At 66.8% G+C, this 15,150-nt stretch carries 15 protein-coding genes; 9 read left to right on the top strand and 6 right to left on the bottom strand.

From position 1 onward, the window contains the following. Positions 1-76 precede the first annotated feature (76 nt). Positions 77-640, top strand: a complete 564-nt coding sequence (locus tag BN984_RS14625; protein ID WP_008093588.1) for a hypothetical protein — start codon at positions 77-79, stop codon at positions 638-640. An 86-nt stretch (positions 641-726) separates the two neighbouring features. Further along, positions 727-2,331, top strand: coding sequence for a hypothetical protein (locus BN984_RS14620; RefSeq protein ID WP_049968518.1), 1,605 nt, complete (start codon positions 727-729; stop codon positions 2,329-2,331). Positions 2,332-2,349: 18 nt separating this feature from the next. On the opposite strand, the gene BN984_RS14615 is transcribed toward BN984_RS14620, so the two are convergent. Continuing rightward, positions 2,350-2,799: a TIGR00725 family protein gene (locus BN984_RS14615; protein ID WP_008093584.1), complete on the bottom strand. Its 450-nt coding sequence runs from the start codon at positions 2,797-2,799 to the stop codon at positions 2,350-2,352. A 506-nt stretch (positions 2,800-3,305) separates the two neighbouring features. Between BN984_RS14615 and BN984_RS14605 the strand changes: the two genes are divergently transcribed. The 3 genes from BN984_RS14605 to BN984_RS14595 all read left to right on the top strand — a co-directional run bounded on the left by BN984_RS14605 (position 3,306) and on the right by BN984_RS14595 (position 7,260). Next, the gene (locus BN984_RS14605) at positions 3,306-4,139 is read left to right on the top strand and encodes an MBL fold metallo-hydrolase (RefSeq protein WP_008093582.1); all 834 of its coding nucleotides are present in this window, start codon (positions 3,306-3,308) and stop codon (positions 4,137-4,139) included. Positions 4,140-4,296: 157 nt separating this feature from the next. Next, positions 4,297-6,288 (top strand): hypothetical protein, encoded by a 1,992-nt coding sequence (locus tag BN984_RS14600; RefSeq protein WP_049968517.1) that lies wholly within the window; start codon positions 4,297-4,299, stop codon positions 6,286-6,288. Between the two features lie 75 nt (positions 6,289-6,363). Continuing rightward, positions 6,364-7,260 carry a hypothetical protein gene (locus BN984_RS14595; RefSeq protein WP_049968516.1) on the top strand — a complete coding sequence of 299 codons (897 nt, stop codon included), beginning with the start codon at positions 6,364-6,366 and terminating at the stop codon, positions 7,258-7,260. Here BN984_RS14595 and BN984_RS14590 read toward each other — a convergent pair. Together BN984_RS14590 and BN984_RS14585 are read right to left on the bottom strand one after the other, a co-directional pair. Further along, a complete protein-coding gene (locus tag BN984_RS14590) occupies positions 7,257-8,228 on the bottom strand; it encodes an META domain-containing protein (protein WP_008093579.1) in 972 nt (323 codons plus the stop codon). The genes BN984_RS14595 and BN984_RS14590 overlap by 4 nt on opposite strands. A gap of 42 nt (positions 8,229-8,270) precedes the next feature. Further along, positions 8,271-8,876 carry an ArsR/SmtB family transcription factor gene (locus BN984_RS14585; RefSeq protein WP_049968515.1) on the bottom strand — a complete coding sequence of 202 codons (606 nt, stop codon included), beginning with the start codon at positions 8,874-8,876 and terminating at the stop codon, positions 8,271-8,273. 188 nt (positions 8,877-9,064) lie between these two features. Between BN984_RS14585 and BN984_RS14580 the strand changes: the two genes are divergently transcribed. Continuing rightward, positions 9,065-9,448, top strand: a complete 384-nt coding sequence (locus tag BN984_RS14580) for a RidA family protein (RefSeq protein WP_008093576.1) — start codon at positions 9,065-9,067, stop codon at positions 9,446-9,448. A gap of 70 nt (positions 9,449-9,518) precedes the next feature. On the opposite strand, the gene BN984_RS14575 is transcribed toward BN984_RS14580, so the two are convergent. The 3 genes from BN984_RS14575 to BN984_RS14565 all read right to left on the bottom strand — a co-directional run bounded on the left by BN984_RS14575 (position 9,519) and on the right by BN984_RS14565 (position 13,044). After that, a complete protein-coding gene (locus BN984_RS14575) occupies positions 9,519-10,568 on the bottom strand; it encodes a tyrosine-type recombinase/integrase (protein ID WP_049968514.1) in 1,050 nt (349 codons plus the stop codon). Next, on the bottom strand, positions 10,558-11,004 hold the full coding sequence (locus tag BN984_RS14570) for a DUF5805 domain-containing protein (RefSeq protein WP_049968513.1): 447 nt from the start codon (positions 11,002-11,004) through the stop codon (positions 10,558-10,560). Before BN984_RS14570 ends, BN984_RS14575 begins: the two co-directional genes overlap by 11 nt. Positions 11,005-12,339: 1,335 nt before the next feature. Continuing rightward, positions 12,340-13,044 (bottom strand): SOS response-associated peptidase, encoded by a 705-nt coding sequence (locus BN984_RS14565; RefSeq protein ID WP_049968511.1) that lies wholly within the window; start codon positions 13,042-13,044, stop codon positions 12,340-12,342. Positions 13,045-13,155: 111 nt separating this feature from the next. Here BN984_RS14565 and BN984_RS14560 point away from each other — a divergent pair, with 111 nt between their 5' ends. The 3 genes from BN984_RS14560 to BN984_RS14550 all read left to right on the top strand — a co-directional run bounded on the left by BN984_RS14560 (position 13,156) and on the right by BN984_RS14550 (position 15,114). Beyond that, the gene (locus BN984_RS14560) at positions 13,156-13,911 is read left to right on the top strand and encodes a ribonuclease H-like domain-containing protein (protein WP_008093569.1); all 756 of its coding nucleotides are present in this window, start codon (positions 13,156-13,158) and stop codon (positions 13,909-13,911) included. 107 nt (positions 13,912-14,018) lie between these two features. Continuing rightward, a complete protein-coding gene (locus BN984_RS14555) occupies positions 14,019-14,357 on the top strand; it encodes a hypothetical protein (protein ID WP_008093567.1) in 339 nt (112 codons plus the stop codon). Between the two features lie 70 nt (positions 14,358-14,427). Then, positions 14,428-15,114 carry a dolichyl-phosphate hexose transferase gene (locus tag BN984_RS14550; protein WP_049968510.1) on the top strand — a complete coding sequence of 229 codons (687 nt, stop codon included), beginning with the start codon at positions 14,428-14,430 and terminating at the stop codon, positions 15,112-15,114. Positions 15,115-15,150: the final 36 nt, after the last annotated feature.

Genomic DNA, 15,150 nt, shown 5'->3' with positions numbered 1-15,150 from the left:
ACCTCGCTTCGGACGTATCCGATCTCCTGACAGTCCGTCCAGAATACCTATACGGGTCGCCATTCCACGGATACGTATGGTCCCTCCACGAACGTCACGAACCGCCCTCCTGAGCCTGCTCGGCGTCCTCGCGCTCGCGGGAACCGCCGCCGCGCAGAACCTCGAGTCCGCACAGCAGCTTTCGCCGGTGTTCCGTGCTGGCGTGAGCTTCCTCATCGACCTCGTCGTCGGCGGCATCCTCGTCGCCGCGGCCCCGGCGTACACCAGAGACGCCATCGCCGAGATTCGGGACGACCCCGGCGGGTCGTTCCTCTGGGGCCTCGGCATCGGCATCGGCGGCCTCATCGTCCTCGTCCTCCTCGCAATCACCATCATCGGCCTCCTCGTGGCGATTCCGGGGTTCCTCGCGTTCATCCTCCTCGGCATCGTCGGCGGTGCGCTCGCGACCGTCCTCCTCGGCTCGCTCGTGACTGGCACCGCCTCCGGCGGGTCGCCCCCGCTCGGCGTCTCGGTCGCGGTCGGCGCGCTCATCGCGGCGGTCCTGTCGCTCGTCCCCATCATCGGCGGCGTCATCCTGTTCGTCGTCGACACGCTCGGGCTCGGCGTCGTCGGGCGCAACCTCATCCGCTCGTGGGTCTGACGCCGCGCCGGCGCTTCTGATTCTGACAGGCGGCTCTCAGGAGCCACCACAACATTGAGGGTACCGGTAGCGAATGGGTCAGACAGATGCCGACGACCCACCTCTCCGTCCTCGGACTCGACGTGCAGCGGGTCGTCACCCCGCTCGAAGCAGGCGACGTCGACGCCGACCGGGTTCGTCTGGTCCGCGACGAGGCCGACCCCGAGCAGGGTCGCGACCCGGACGACTGCGCGCCCGGCGCGCCGCGAGCGAGCGCACACGCCGCGAAAGTCGTCAGCGAACGGCTCGCCGGTCGGGGAACGCTCGACGAAGCACGGCTCCCCTTCACCGGCTCTTTCGCGGAGCTGTACGCCGCGACGACCGACCTGCTCCGCGAGGCCGCCGTGGACGGCGACGTGCGGGTGAACCTCGCCGGCGCGCCCCCGCAGGTCGCCGCCGCCTTCTACGCCGCGCGAACCGCCCTCGTCGACGGCGGCGAGCTCGACCGCGGGACCGTCTCGCTTCTGACCGTCCCCGCGACCGACCGTCCCGACCTCGCCGCCATCGACGACCTCCGGACTCTCGTTTCCGACGTCGAGGCCGCGTCCGACGCGTTCGACGAGTTCCGCCGCGTCGCCGACGGCCCCGCGGCCGCCGCCGTCGCCCGACAGCTCCGAATCGCCCTGTCGGACCTGCGGGACGCGCTCGCCGAGGCCAGCGGCGAGTCCCGACGGTCACGTCCGAACTCCCGCGCCGGCCGAACCGCGGGCGCTCGCGGGGCGCGCTCCAACGGTGACTCGCCGCTCGGCGCGATGAGTTCCTACGTCGGGCGCGCTCGCGAGCAGCTCGCGGACCTCGTCGAGTCCGAGGCACCCCGTCCGGACCCCGAGGACACGCGCGACCCGAACGCAGTGCTCGATGCGCTCGACGCGTGGCTCGACGACGAGAGCCGCCTGCTCGCGGCGGTCGAGGAGAACCCCAGCGAACTGGTCGCCCGCTTCCGAACGAGCTGTGAGGCGCGCTTCGGGAAGTTCGAAGACCGGGCGACCATCGAGCTGTTCGCGTCGCTCGACCGCTTCGAGGCGCACCTCGACGCCTATCTGGACGCCCGGGCGCAGCTCTCGGCCGCCGCCGGCCCGGTCGCCGAGCGGACGACGGCCCTCACCGAACGGGCCGCCGAGGCCGCGACGGGCCTCTCGGAACTCGACGAGGCGGGCCACGCGACGGGCGAGTCAACCCTCGAACTCGACGGCCACGCGCTCTCGCCGCTGGGCGACCTCGAAGCCACAATTCTGTCTGTCCTCGCCGGCGGACCGCCGCGCTCCCGCCAGCGGACGCGTCGCGCGGTCGCCGCCGAACTCCGCGAGCGCGCCGAACACCACGGTATCGTCGCCGGCGCGCGCGACGAGGAGACGTGGTCGGCCTTCGATTCGTTCTGCGTGGGCGTCGCTCGGGATAGCGTGACCGGCGACCGATTCGAAAAGCGGCTCTCGAACGCGCTCGCCCCGCGCCTCGACGTGGCCGTCGAGGGACTCACCGCGAACGGGTTCGTCACGACGCGCGAGCGCGAACGCGGCCGCGACGCGCTTGAACCCACGGACGCGGGTCGGCTCTGGACGTCGACGACCGACTGGGAGTCGTTCCGAGAGAGCGTCGTCGACGACCTGCTCCGCGATTGCGTCGAACGCGACGAGGGCGTCGCGGACGCGTAGCGCGGCGCGACCGGGCTCTCAGACCGCGTCTTCGATGAACGCCACGGCATCCTCCGGCGAGTCGCACGGTTCGAACCCGCCGAGCGAGCCGACCTGCTGGGTTCTGAGCCCGGCCGTGGGGCGGTCGAAGACGTTGGCGTAGCCGATTTCCGAGAGGGTTCCGCCGCCGCCGTCGATGGCGATGACGGCGTCTCCGTTCATGGCGACGAGCGCGTTTCTCGCGTGGCCGAGACCGGTCGCGACGGCGATATCGACGTAGGGGTTTGCCTCGTCACGGTCCTCGCCCGGGAGGACGCCGATGGTCGTGCCGCCGGCGTCTTTTGCGCCGCGGCAAGCTGCCTCCATGACGCCGCCGAGACCGCCGCAGACGACCGTGTGGCCGCGCTGGGCGAGCAGGCGGCCCACGTCTTCGGCGATAGTTTCGACCGGGTCGGGGACGACGCTGCCGCCGACGACGCTCACGCGCACGGCGAACCCTCCGCTCCGCGCTCTGCGGTGTTCGCTCGGCGCCCGTCGTGGTGACTGATTGCTGTGGGCATGGGGTATCGGACCGCGTCGAAGAAGATAAGTGCGGGGCCGCGTCGCCCGACCGGGCCGAACGCGGAGTGTTCGGTCGCGTCAGAACTCGTCTGTTCGCCGTGCGTCGTCGTCCAGCGGGGAAACCGCTTCCCACGCACCGCACGCGCGCATCGTCCGAGCCATCGACGAGAAATCCGCCGTTTGTTTGTGAGTTCTTGACATGGTAATTGATGCCATGTGTGCCTACACTAAATATCTTGTCGGGGTACTACCTTATACACCACATACACCACCCGATTCTATTGCGTTCTACGGTATTTTCACACATATTGCGGAAATTGCGCCGAATTCCGGGACGCGACGGCGGCGGTGTCACGGAACGCGAGGCGGCTCTCGCGGCGCGCCGAACGCGAGAGAGCGCAACGCTTAGTCCCCCCGCGCGAGGACACGTGTCTATGACAGTCAGCGACTGGAGCGACTGGCTCCCACGCGCGGTCGAGTCGGCCGACCCCGAGACGGTGGCCATCTGGTATCTGGGATGCAACGGGTTCGTCATCAAGGGCAGCGAGGGCACGACGCTGTTCGTCGACCCGTACGTCGGCATCGGCGACCCGCCGCGAACGGTCCGCATGATTCCCGTCCCGTTCGACCCCGAGGACGTGGCCGAGGCCGACGCGGTCCTCGCAACGCACGAGCACACGGACCACGTCCACGGCCCGAGTCAGGCCCCCATCCTCGAGAACACGGGCGCGACGTTCGTCGCCCCCGACGACTCGCTCGCCGTCGCCTACGACGACGAGGCGTGGTTCGACGACTACGACCTCTCCGACGACCAATTCGAGGAGGTCACCGAGGGCGACAGCGTCGAAATCGGCGAGTTCACGGTCCACGTCGAGCCCGCCTACGACCCCGACGCGAGCCACCCGGTCGCCTACGTCTTCGAACACGAGTCCGGCACGTTCATCCACGGGGGCGACACCAAGCCCGCCGAGGAGTTCGCCGACATCGGCGAGCGCTACGACCTCGACCTCGGCATCCTCGCGTTCGGGACCATCGGCAACATCCCCGACAAGGAGACGGGCGAGCCGATTCGAACGAAGTGGTACAACGACGAGAACCAGATTATCGAGGCCGCCAGCGACCTCGACCTCGACCGCCTCGTGCCGACCCACTGGGACATGTGGAAGGGCATGACCGCCGACCCGAAGGTGCTGCACCACCACGCAAAGAGCTTCGAGGCCCCGCGCTCGCTCGACCTCGTCGAAATCGGCGACCGCGTCGACCTCTGAGGCCGCGTCCAGAACCGCGTTTCCCGCGACGGCCCTTTTAGCGACGGTCGACACAGACGGACAGTCACCGCGTCGAAACGGTCGAATCGAGAGACTGCGGCGGGGCAGCTCCACGGCCCCCGGTTGTTTTATAATGGATGTCGGGAAAGTGGCGGCCATGAGCCGCGAGTCCGAAGGGGTTACATCGGTTTCCGACGGCGAGGTTACGGTCGAAAAGACCTTCGCCGCCGACGAGTTTCCCGTTCCTGCCATCAAGTTCGTCATCAGTTCGACGCGAGACGAGGCGACCCGAATCCGGGTCATCGACCGCATTCCGGAGTCGTTTCCGATGGAGAGCGTCGGGTTCCACCCCGAGTTCGAGAGCGACAACTGGACGGCCTACAAGGACCACCGCGTCGAGTACGAGCGGACGCTCGAGCCCGGCGAGGAACTCGTGACGGTCTACGGTATCCGCATCACCGACGGCCACGACCAGACGGATTTCCTCGAAGAGCCGACGCTCGAACGCATCCCCGTCGACGGCGGTATCGACCCCGACGACATCGACGACATCCTCGGCGAGGACCGCAGTCAGCTCGTTCGAGACGTGCTCGCGGGGAACCGCGAACCGCTCCACGACGACGAGGTGGCCGACGCGGACGGTGAGGACGAAAGGGAAGTCGTCCTCGAAGAACCCGCCGCCGACGCCGTAGAGGCCGAAGCCGCCGTCGAAGCCGAGGCGGCCCCTGAGGCGTCCGACGGCGCGGAAGTCTTCGACGACGAGCCGACCGACGACGACCTCGCGGCCGCCTTCGAGGGCGGAGACGGCGAGGAAGACGTGGCCGACGAGACCGACGTGGCCGACGAGGTCAGCCAAGCCGACGCCGACGTTCTCGACGCCGACGCGGAAGCCGACGACCCCGCCGAGCCGACCGGCCCGCGCGCGGTCGCCACCGATACCGCGCCGGCCGTGACCGCGCACCTCGAACAGCCCGATGTCGATACCGAGGTCGAGGTTGAGGCCGCCGAAGACGTCGATACCGACGCCGAACCGCCGGTCGGCGAGCCGGGTGAGGTCGACGACGTGGACGCGGCCGGAAGCGCGCCAGCGACCGACGCGGACACCCTCGTCGGCGCGCTCGCCGCCGAGATTCGGTCGGGGTCGGCCGACGAGGAGGACATCGAAGTCCTGCGCGAGGCGGTCGACGCCGAGACGCGCCGGAGCACCGACGTTCGCATCCGCCGCCTCCAGTCGCAGATGGAGGACCTCGCGGCGTACTCCGACGCGCTCGCGGAGTTCATCGACGAGGAGGGAACCGGAAGCGAACTCGTCTCCGAGTTCCGCGCCGAGATGACCGCGTTCCGCGAGGACCTCGACGCCCTCGACTCGATGGTCGACGGCGCGGTCGAGTCGGTCGACGACGCGACCTCTCGGCTCGACGCGGCCGAGGAGACCATCGCCGCGGTCGACGACCGCTCCGACCGCGTCGCCACGCGAGTCGCGGACGCCGAAGGTCGCCTCGACGACCACGACGGCCGGCTCGAAGGCCTCGCGTCCGACCTCGAAACCGCGGACGACACGCTCGACGACCACCACGGCTGGCTCGAATCCCACAACGAGCAGTTCGAGGCCGTCGAGGGTCGACTGGACGACCACGACGGTCGGTTCGAGGACCACGACGAGCGGCTCGAAACCGCCTCGCGGAACATCGACGCCGGCTCCGCACGCCTCGACAGCGTCGAGGAGACGCTCGCCAAGCGCGAGGAGGAACTCGTGACGGTCCGCGAGCGCCTCGACGACATCGCCGGTCGGTTAGACGAGACCGTCGAGCGGCTCGAAGGGGCCGAAAACAGCGCCGCGGAAGCGACCGAACAGGCCTCGACGCTCCACGCCGAGGTCGGCGACATCCGCGAGGACATCGCCGAACTCGACGGGGACATCGTGGAGACGCGCGAGGCCCTCGACGACCGCCTCGCGGACGTTCAATCGCGGGTCGAAGACGCCGCGGCCGACGAGGAAATCGAGGCCCTGCGCGACGACATCCAAGAGTTGAACGACACCGTCGCCGAACTCGAAACCTTCCGCGAGCGCCTCGCGGGAGCCTTCGGGACCGGCATGGGCGGCGGTCCGGCCGCCGGCGACGACGACGCCGGCGACGAATCGGAGTAGCCCCGCCGAGCTCTCTCCCGAGAGACGTTTTCCCGAAGCGCAACCTGTTTAGCGGGCCGTCCCGACGTTCCGATGATGACAGAGACGGTGCGCGTCGCTGTTCCGCGAAAGGGTCGCCCCCTCGAAGCGGTGCTCGAGCGGTTCGCCACGACCGAGAGCATCGCCGAGGTGGCGGACGAAATCACCTCGACGCTCCGATACGAGAAGTCGGTCACGAAGGGCCATACCCAGCCGGAACACGACGTGTACGAGCGACTCGCGGACTACAGCGACCTCTCGGACCCGGCCGCGCCGGAGTACACGCTCCTGCGCGACGACCGAGACGGGATGCCGCGGCGCATCGTCTTCGACAGCGTCGTCCTCGAAATCGACGGAGTCGACATTCACCTCGTCGGGCGCGAGGAGCCGTTCCGCGCCCTGCGGACCCACGAGTTCGGCCTCGGCTTCGACAGCGCCGACCTCGTCCTCGAAGAGGTCGTCAAACTCCGCCCCGACGGTCTCGGGAGCATCGAGGACGTGAACGCCCGCATCGACCCGATGGACACCGACGTTCGGGTCGTCTCCGGCCTCGGCGACACGGTTTACCACACGCTCATGGCCGACCCCGAACTCCTCCCGCCGGGCTCCGAACTCGACCGCGACTTCGTCGCGGATTACGCGGGCGACCTGTGTATCTCGCCGCGCTACGAGCGCCTCGTGGAGGCGGTCCTCGGCACGCGGTGTCTCGACGACGTGACGTTCGCGTACCCGGACGACGCGCCCGAAGAAGAGGCCGCCATCGCGGAGACCGGTATCGGCGTCTACCTCACGATGACCGGGTCGACCGCGCGCGAACACGGCCTCGTCCTCGGCGAACACCTGTTCCCGAGCGAGACGGTCCTGATGGAGAACGTCGCGGAGGCGACGCCGGCCGCCGAAACCGTCAAGCGGGCCATCGCGTCGCCCGAGTTAGAGACCGAACTGAAGGTCTAACTGCCGAGTGACGCCGACGACTCGTTTTTCGCGTCCGCGTCGCCGCAGAACATCAGCGTCGAGAGCGTCCGCACCTCGAAGCCGCCGTCGTCGGTAAGCGAGACGGTCGTGTTCGACGCGTTGCAGTCGAACTGCGATTCTTCGATGGTGACCGTCTCGGTCGTCTCTTCGCCCGACTCGTTCCGCCGAGCGACGCGGAGCGTGACCTCGCGGGCTTCGGTCAGCGACGCGCCGACCCGCGCGCCGGGTTCGAGGCGGTACGCGCCGCCGAAGGCCACCGCGCCCGCGGGCGTCTCGTAGGCGAACTCGACGACTTCGGCCGAGTCGGTCGGGTTCGTGACGGCGAGGCCGTGGGGTTTGGTCGCGTCGGTGGGAAGCGACCCGTCGCCGAGCGCGACCGTGACCGCGTCGTCGGCCGCGAGCACGTGGGGTCCGCAGGCCATCCGGGTGGACGCCCCGGAGACCGAGACACCGCCGTCGCCGGGCGAAAACGCCGTCCACGAGCGGTTACAGTCGAAGTCCTCGGGACCGACCGACTCGGCCGACACGGCGTCCGAGGTGATGTCGGTGACCGTCAGTTCGTAGTCGGCAGGGATGCGAAGCGCGACGTTCACCGTCGCGTCGGTGTCGAGTTCGTAGGTCTCTCTGTGGCCTGCGCCGAGCGGGCGCGACACGTCGATACGGGCGGTCCACGGCTCGTCGGTCGGGTTTTCGAGGCGGACGTGGTGGGGTTTCAGCGCCCCGTCGTCGCTGGCGGGACCGTCGCCGACGACCGTCGTGAGGCGCTCGCCGGTCGCGACCGAGACGGCGTCCACCGGTTCGGGCGTCGGCGTCGGGTCGGGGGTCGATTCGGTCGTCGAGTTCCCGTCGTCCGAGTCGTCTGCACCGTCGCCGGCACTTGCGATACAGCCTGTCAGCGCCGCCGCGAGGCCGGTTCCGGCCGCGGCGAGGAGGGTTCGTCGTTGCACACCTCTCCCAACGCGTCGGGGTCACTTCCCCCTGTGTGTGGCTCAAACGCGCCTTTGAGTCCAGACCGCGCCGAGGCTCACGAGGACGACGCCGACGAGGAGAACGAGTGCGCCGGGTCCGGCGAGGTAGGAGGCGACGAACTCCGCGACGCTCGGTTCGGGGGCGGTCGGAGCCGGCGCGGCGTACCGGACCTGCGGTCGCCGCGCGGTCCACAGCGCCTGCACGGCGACGCTTCCGACCAGCGTGACGCCCACGCCGGCGACTAGCGTCCGGAGGCCAGAGGAGAGCTTCGATTCGGTCCGTTCCGCGCCCGCGAAGAGGACGACGGCCGAGCGGGTCGGGCCGTAGACGGCCATCTCGCGGCCCTGCGCGGAGACCCACGTCGTCACGGGTTCTATCAACTCGGCGTCGACCAGTCGCTCGATGTGGTAGCCGACGGTCTGGAGCGTCGTGTCGAGTTCGTCGGCCAGTTCCGAGGCGGGGCGCGGGTCGTCGTAGACGGCGGCCAGGAGTCGCCTCGCGGTGGTCGACGAGAGCGCCGACAGAACCTCGTCCGCGTCGTCGTCGTCGAGCTCGACGAGAAGCGGCGTCAGGGCTCGGTCTCGAATCGATGCGGCGGCGGGTTTCAACGGGAGCAACGAACTCACGGTCTCGGCCGTCGTTCTCGCTCCGCGGATAAAGAGACCGGCATGAGTCAAGCATCCGTTTGACCCTCTGATTCACCGCGTGAGAATCTCTCTCCCGAAGTTAGTACATGCTAGCGATACGTCGATGGCCGCTCGCGGGGTAGTACGACCGTGAACCAGATTCGAACGAATCCCGCGGAGGTGCGGATATGAACGGCGATGCGGCCCGATACGAGGGCGACCACTTCAAGGCGACTGCCGGCTACGGCGCTCGAAAGCGGAACCTGCAACTCGTCTTCTTCGACGCGCAGTACCCCGACCCGGAGCAGACGGCGGACGGTCACCAGTCGGTCGAGAGTCAGACGGTAAACGCGCTCGAACGCGTAGAAGCGGCCGTCGGACGCTCTGATCTCGACTTAGACGACGTGCTCCGGACCACGGTCTACACGACCGACCTCGACCGAATCGACGCCATCGAGTCGGCCTACGACGCCTACTTCGACGACCGGAGACCGGCGATGACCGTCGTCGGCGTCTCCGAACTCCCGAACGACGTCGCCGTCCAAATCGAGGCGACGGGCGTCAAACGATAAACCTCGACCATCGGATTCAGTATAGCGATATACAGTTTACAAGTAGCGCTTCGAACAGCTCGCAAGCCGCTCAGCGAAGCGAGTAGATATTCGATTCGTACGTCTCACGCACTCTATCGCCCCAGTTGTGGGTGTACGTGTCGATGATGTCGCCGGCAACGTCGCCGCGGAGGTACTTGACGATGCCGCGGTCACCGGTCCGGTCCCGGAGGTGGGTGGTGAAGAAGTGCCTGAAGTAGTGCGGCGTGACGTTCTCCTCGCGGTCGCCGCCCGCCCGGTACCACCCGGCGTCGGCGGCGTGAGCGGTGACGACGTGGTGGACGGCGTCGGGTTCCAGTCGTTGGCCCCAGCCCGATGCGGTGCCGACGAAAAGCGGCTCCGCCGGCGACGGCGAATCCGGTCGAATCGCCAGCCAGCGCAGGAGGACGCCTTCCAACTCCTCGTCGACCGGGACCACCGTCGACCGCTTTCGCTTGTTCGAGGCGGTCCGCGCTTCGCCGTTGGTGACGCTTCCGACGCTCGGGTCGGCGGCGACGTATATCGACGGCCCGCGTCCGTCGAGAGCGGCGCGGGTCGATACACCGGAAAGCGGTGTATCCGCCGCCAGCGACACGTCTCGAAGGTCGAGATTGCACAGTTCGCCGACGCGCATCCCGGTCTTGAGGAGGGTGACCACCAGCGCGTGGTCCAGCGGATGGGCGATTTCGTGGACGAACCCCCGCATCTGCGGGACCGAAAGCTCCCGGCGAGCGGGGTTGGTGTCGATGCGCTCGTCCATCTCCTCCATCACGAGACTCATCGGATTGGAGTCGAACGCGCCGACCTGCGCCATGTAGGCGTAAAATCGGTGGAGGTAGGAGGCGTACGTCGCCACCGTGCTCGGTGCGACGTCGCGGTTTCGCAGGGTGTGTATCCACGCCATGCAGTCGCGGTGGGTCGCGTCGTCGACCGACCGAGCGGTCCCGGAGGGGTTCCGCGAGGGGTCACCGAGGAACGATTCGAACGCTCGGAGGACCCGTTCGTAGGCGTCGCGGGTCCGGTCGGTCTTCCCGTGGTAAGTCATATCCTGCAGGAAGTACCCGACCGGGTCCTCCGCGTCGGCGGGGCGCTCAGCGGCCATCGCGCTCCGCCAGCGTGTAGCCGCCGTGTCGCCCGCTGTACACGACTCGGCCGCTCGATTGCAGTTCCTGCAGCGTCGATTCGAGGCGGTCTTCGATGTCGTCGGTCAGCGCCGAAACGAGGTCGTCCCACGACCGGTGAGTATCGTCCGCGAGCGCCTCGACGATTCGGGCCTCGAACTGGCCGTTATTTTCGTCCTCCTCGTCTTGATTTGAACCGCCGTTCTGGAGCCCCCTTTCTCCCCCGTCAACCCCTGGGGTTGTGGCCGTCTCATCGCCTCTCGTCGGAACGTCGAAATCGCGCCGACCGGCCTGTACCATCGTTCTGACAAATTCGCTCTGGCTCATCCCGAGTCGGTCCGCGTGGTCCTTCCAGATGGCCTTCTGGTGGGCCGGGAGGTAGGTTTGCACCGTCGCGCGGTCGGCCTCGTCGCTCATGGACGGATCGACACGGGGGTCGATATTCAATCTACCGGCACAGTCCAGAATAAGAGATGTTATCCTGAGAAGCACATGTGGATTTCCCGCGGTGGAGTTGAATTATCCTGAATTATGCAACCGTATTTTCGGCGGTTTGCATGTAGTATTCAGGATATTTAGTTGCTCTGGAGAGTCCCGATTTCAGGCGTTTCGAGCGGATCTGAGACTCGGCCAAAATTTGTTGCTTCTGAGAGGTCATAGAACTGCCGATAATATCTCATTTATGCTAAGGAACCCAAATATTAGATGGCATTTCTCGGATTGTTTACCCCCGGAGTGACGTTTCGAGGATGCGGTTCCACGCCGTTCGTTATTTCAATCCAAACCTAACTGAATTATTATAAATCTCCCGAATGACGATGATTCGTCTCCGTTTTATTCTTCAAATTTAGGACCGAATTATTCAAAGAATTTTCTTTATATTATAGTGTGGAATTTACCCGCTCACCGACGCGTCAGACTCGCTCTCTCGAACAAATATATTGCAACATAGATTCATTTGATATTTTCATAGATTATCTCATCTTTCTTCTCCCGAATATATGTCGTCTGTCGCCGATTAATTTCAGAATGGATATTTTGTTATTATACTGGGGTCGCCACGCAGAGCCTCTTCGAATGTTGTTCGATTTGGACACGCAACCCGCCGTCGACGATGATTGTTGAACCATCCGAGAGCGACCCGGACCGATGTCTCCGACGGCCCGATTCGTTCGCGTTTGACGCCGCTACAGCCCTCCATCTTCGAGGCGAGAACGGGAACCCTACTTTCCTTCCACCTCACGCCGAAGCGGCTCTCAAGCGCGCTGTGCCGTTCTCCGGGATCGCTCGAATCGCAGTCTCGGTGACTCGTCAATACGCTCGAATTCGACGGGGGCTGCTCTCTCGACGGCGACGACCCGGTCGAGTGAGCTGTCTCGGATTTCGACTGTGACTCATCGGTTCGTCCGCACGACCCATGCGACCGGCGCAAACCGAACCCCTGGCTGCGATACGAACGCTCGAGCCGCGGGCACGACTTGCCTCTCGCTCTGCGTCGCTGACGGTCAGTACTGTCGACCGTCGGTCTTCCCGATTCTCTCCGTCAGCGTGGCTCGTTCGTTAGCTCGTAGGTTACGGTCTCTCTACGGGTTGCCGATTGTCCGATTCGAGACCTGTATATCTCATATCGCTATATGAAATCCAGATTCTCGGGTTCGACCGATTCCGGAACATTCGGGATTCCATCGAACCCAGCCGATTCGCGTCGGAGGTGTCGGGACAGCCGTACGCTGGCGGCTTTCTCCCAGCGTGCTACGCCTCGACTCGCTCTATCAGTTCGGGGCCGTCGTTAGCGGGGCTGTTCACCCGCGTCGAGACGGGGTACGCCCCGAGTTCGTCGTCGGGGTAGGTGTCGAGGAGCGCCGCCGCCTCGCCGGGGTCGCCGTGGAGCCACGTCTCTTCTTCCTCGGGGTCGAGGACGACGGCCATCCGGTGATGGAGCTCGGAGATGAGGTCGTTCGGCTCGGTCGTGACGACGGTGAACGTCTCAAGCGGCTCCTGCTCGCGCGAGGGGCCGCCGCTTCCGAAGTCGCCGAGGCCGGTCTGTTTCGTCGGCGGCGTCCACCGCTCCCAGAGGCCGGCCATGGCGAACGGGCGGTCGTCCTCGAAGGCGACGCGGTAGGGCTGTTTTCGCCCGCCGCGGTCGACCCACTCGTAGAAGCCGTCGGACGGGACGAGACACCGGCGGGCCTCGTAGGCGTCGGCGAAGCTCCGCTTCTCGCGGACGGTCTCCGCGCGGGCGTTGATTCGGTCGTTGCCGACGCTGGCGCTGTCGGCCCACGAGGGGACGAGTCCCCACTTGAGAAAGCGGAACTCGTCGTCCGCTTCGTTGGTCACGACCGGGAGTTCCTGGCCGGGCGCGCAGTTGTACCGCGCCGAAAGCGGGCGCGTCGGCGTCGCGTCGAACCGCACTTCGAGTTCCTCGGGCGGGGTGAACAGCGTGTAGCGGCCGCACATACCCTCGGCTTCGCGCCCTGCGGGTAAAACGCCCGCGGCGGGGACGTCCCGGGAGCGCGGCCGCCGACCCACGACGACGCATTTAGGGTCGCCGACGCCCCCCTGTCGGACATGCGAATCGAGAACAGCTTCATCCCCGTCCGCGGCGTGGGCGAGCGGACGGAGCGAAACCTCTGGCGGGCCGGGTCGACCCACTGGGACGAGTTCGACGCCTCGCTCGTCGGCGCGAAGACGGGCGACCGAATCGAGACGTTCATCGCGGACGCGTACGCCCACCTCGACGACGGCAACTCGTGGTTCTTCGACGACTGCTTCCCCTCGGGCGAGCGCTGGCGACTGTACGAGAACTTCCGCGACGAGACGTGCTTTTTCGACATCGAGACGACCGGCCTCTCGCCCGAGCGCGACTCGGTGACGACCGTCTCGTTCTATCAGGACGGCGAGACGACGACGCTCGTCAGCGGGGAGGACCTGACCGCCGACGCCCTCCGCGAGCAGTTCGCCGACGCGAAACTCATCGCGACGTTCAACGGCGCGCGTTTCGACGTGCCGTTCCTCGAGACCTCGTTCGACGTCTCCATCGACGTGCCGCACGTCGACTTGATGTATCCGTGCCGGACGCTCGACCTCACCGGCGGGCTGAAACAAATCGAGAAAGACGTCGGCATCGACCGCGACCGCCCGGACATCTCCGGCCGCGACGCCGTCCGCCTCTGGCGCGAGTACGAGCGCGGCGACCAGTCGTCGCTCGATACGCTCGTGTCGTACAACCGCGAGGACGCGGTCAACCTCGAACGCCTCATGGAGACGGTCACCGGTCGCCTCCACGACCGCGCCTGCGAGGGACTCGACGCGGACCTCGCCTGAATCGGTCGCAGAGGCGTGTTTGCGACCGTATTCGGTGAGGGTCGGCGACCCGCGAGCGCGTGCCGGAACCCCGCGCTTTTTTCATCCCCCGAAGCGACGCGCCGCACATGACCGACGACCCCGACGCCGACCCCGAGGCGGACGACCCCGCCGATTCGACCCCGCCGTCCGACGATGCGACCGAATCGACAGACGGCGACGAGCCGGTCGACGCCGACGCGACCGTCGAAGCGGCGGACGGCGGCACAGACGAGCGCGACAACGGCAACGGCGACGAGACCGTCCCCCACGTCGAACTCGACCTCTACGAACTCTCCGTCCGCGTCAGCGGGCAGTCGAACGACGAACTCGACGACGTGGAAGCGTCGGCGACCCGCCTCATGGACTACCTCGTCGACCACGCGAAAGAACTGGAAGACCAGCCCGATAGCCGCGGACTGAGCTAACACCGGCCCTCGCACGCCACGGTTTTGGCAAACCTAAAAGTTCAAGAGCGACCGTCAATAACCCCGTCCAATGACCGAGTACACCTTCGACGACCTCGCGGTCGTGATGGGGACGTACAACGAAGAACAGGCCATCGGGTCGGTTCTGGCGGACATCGACCGAATCACCGACGGGCGCGCCGAAGTCGTCTGCGTGGATGGTTCCGACGACCGAACGCCCGAAATCGCCCGCAAGATGGGCGCGCGCGTCATCGAACAGGAACCGCAGGGGTACGGCGTCGCGGTCGAGGCCGCGGTGCTCGCGCCCGACCGGCCGGTCGTCGTCACCACCGACTGCGACGACACCTATCCGATGGAGTATCTCCCGAAGTTCCTCGACCTCATCAACGACGGCTACGACGTGGTCTCCGGGGACCGAATCACGAAGGGCGCGGAGACGATGCCCCGACTCAACCGCGCGGGGAACATCGCGTTCGCCCGCCTCGCTAGCTTCCTCATGGGCGCGACCGTCCACGACACGACCACCGGAATGCGCGCGTACCGCCGGGAACTCCTCCACGACATCGAGTGGACCGAGAACACGGGGCTGTCGGCCGAACTCCTCATCCGCCCCGCGATGCGCGGCTACAACATCGCCGAGGTGCCCATCCCCTACCGCGAGCGCGCAGGCGAGACGAAACTCGACCCCTTCGCCGGCGGCGCGGCCATCGGGAAGTCCATCGTCAAAGTCTGTCTGGAAGAGCGACTTCGGTTCTGAGCGGCCGCTTCGCTCGTTTTCTCCCTTCAGGCCCGA

Source organism: Haloferax prahovense (genome assembly GCF_000723845.1).
In the GTDB taxonomy this organism is placed as follows: Archaea; Halobacteriota; Halobacteria; order Halobacteriales; family Haloferacaceae; genus Haloferax; species Haloferax prahovense.
This window is presented reverse-complemented; position numbering and strand designations above follow the sequence as displayed.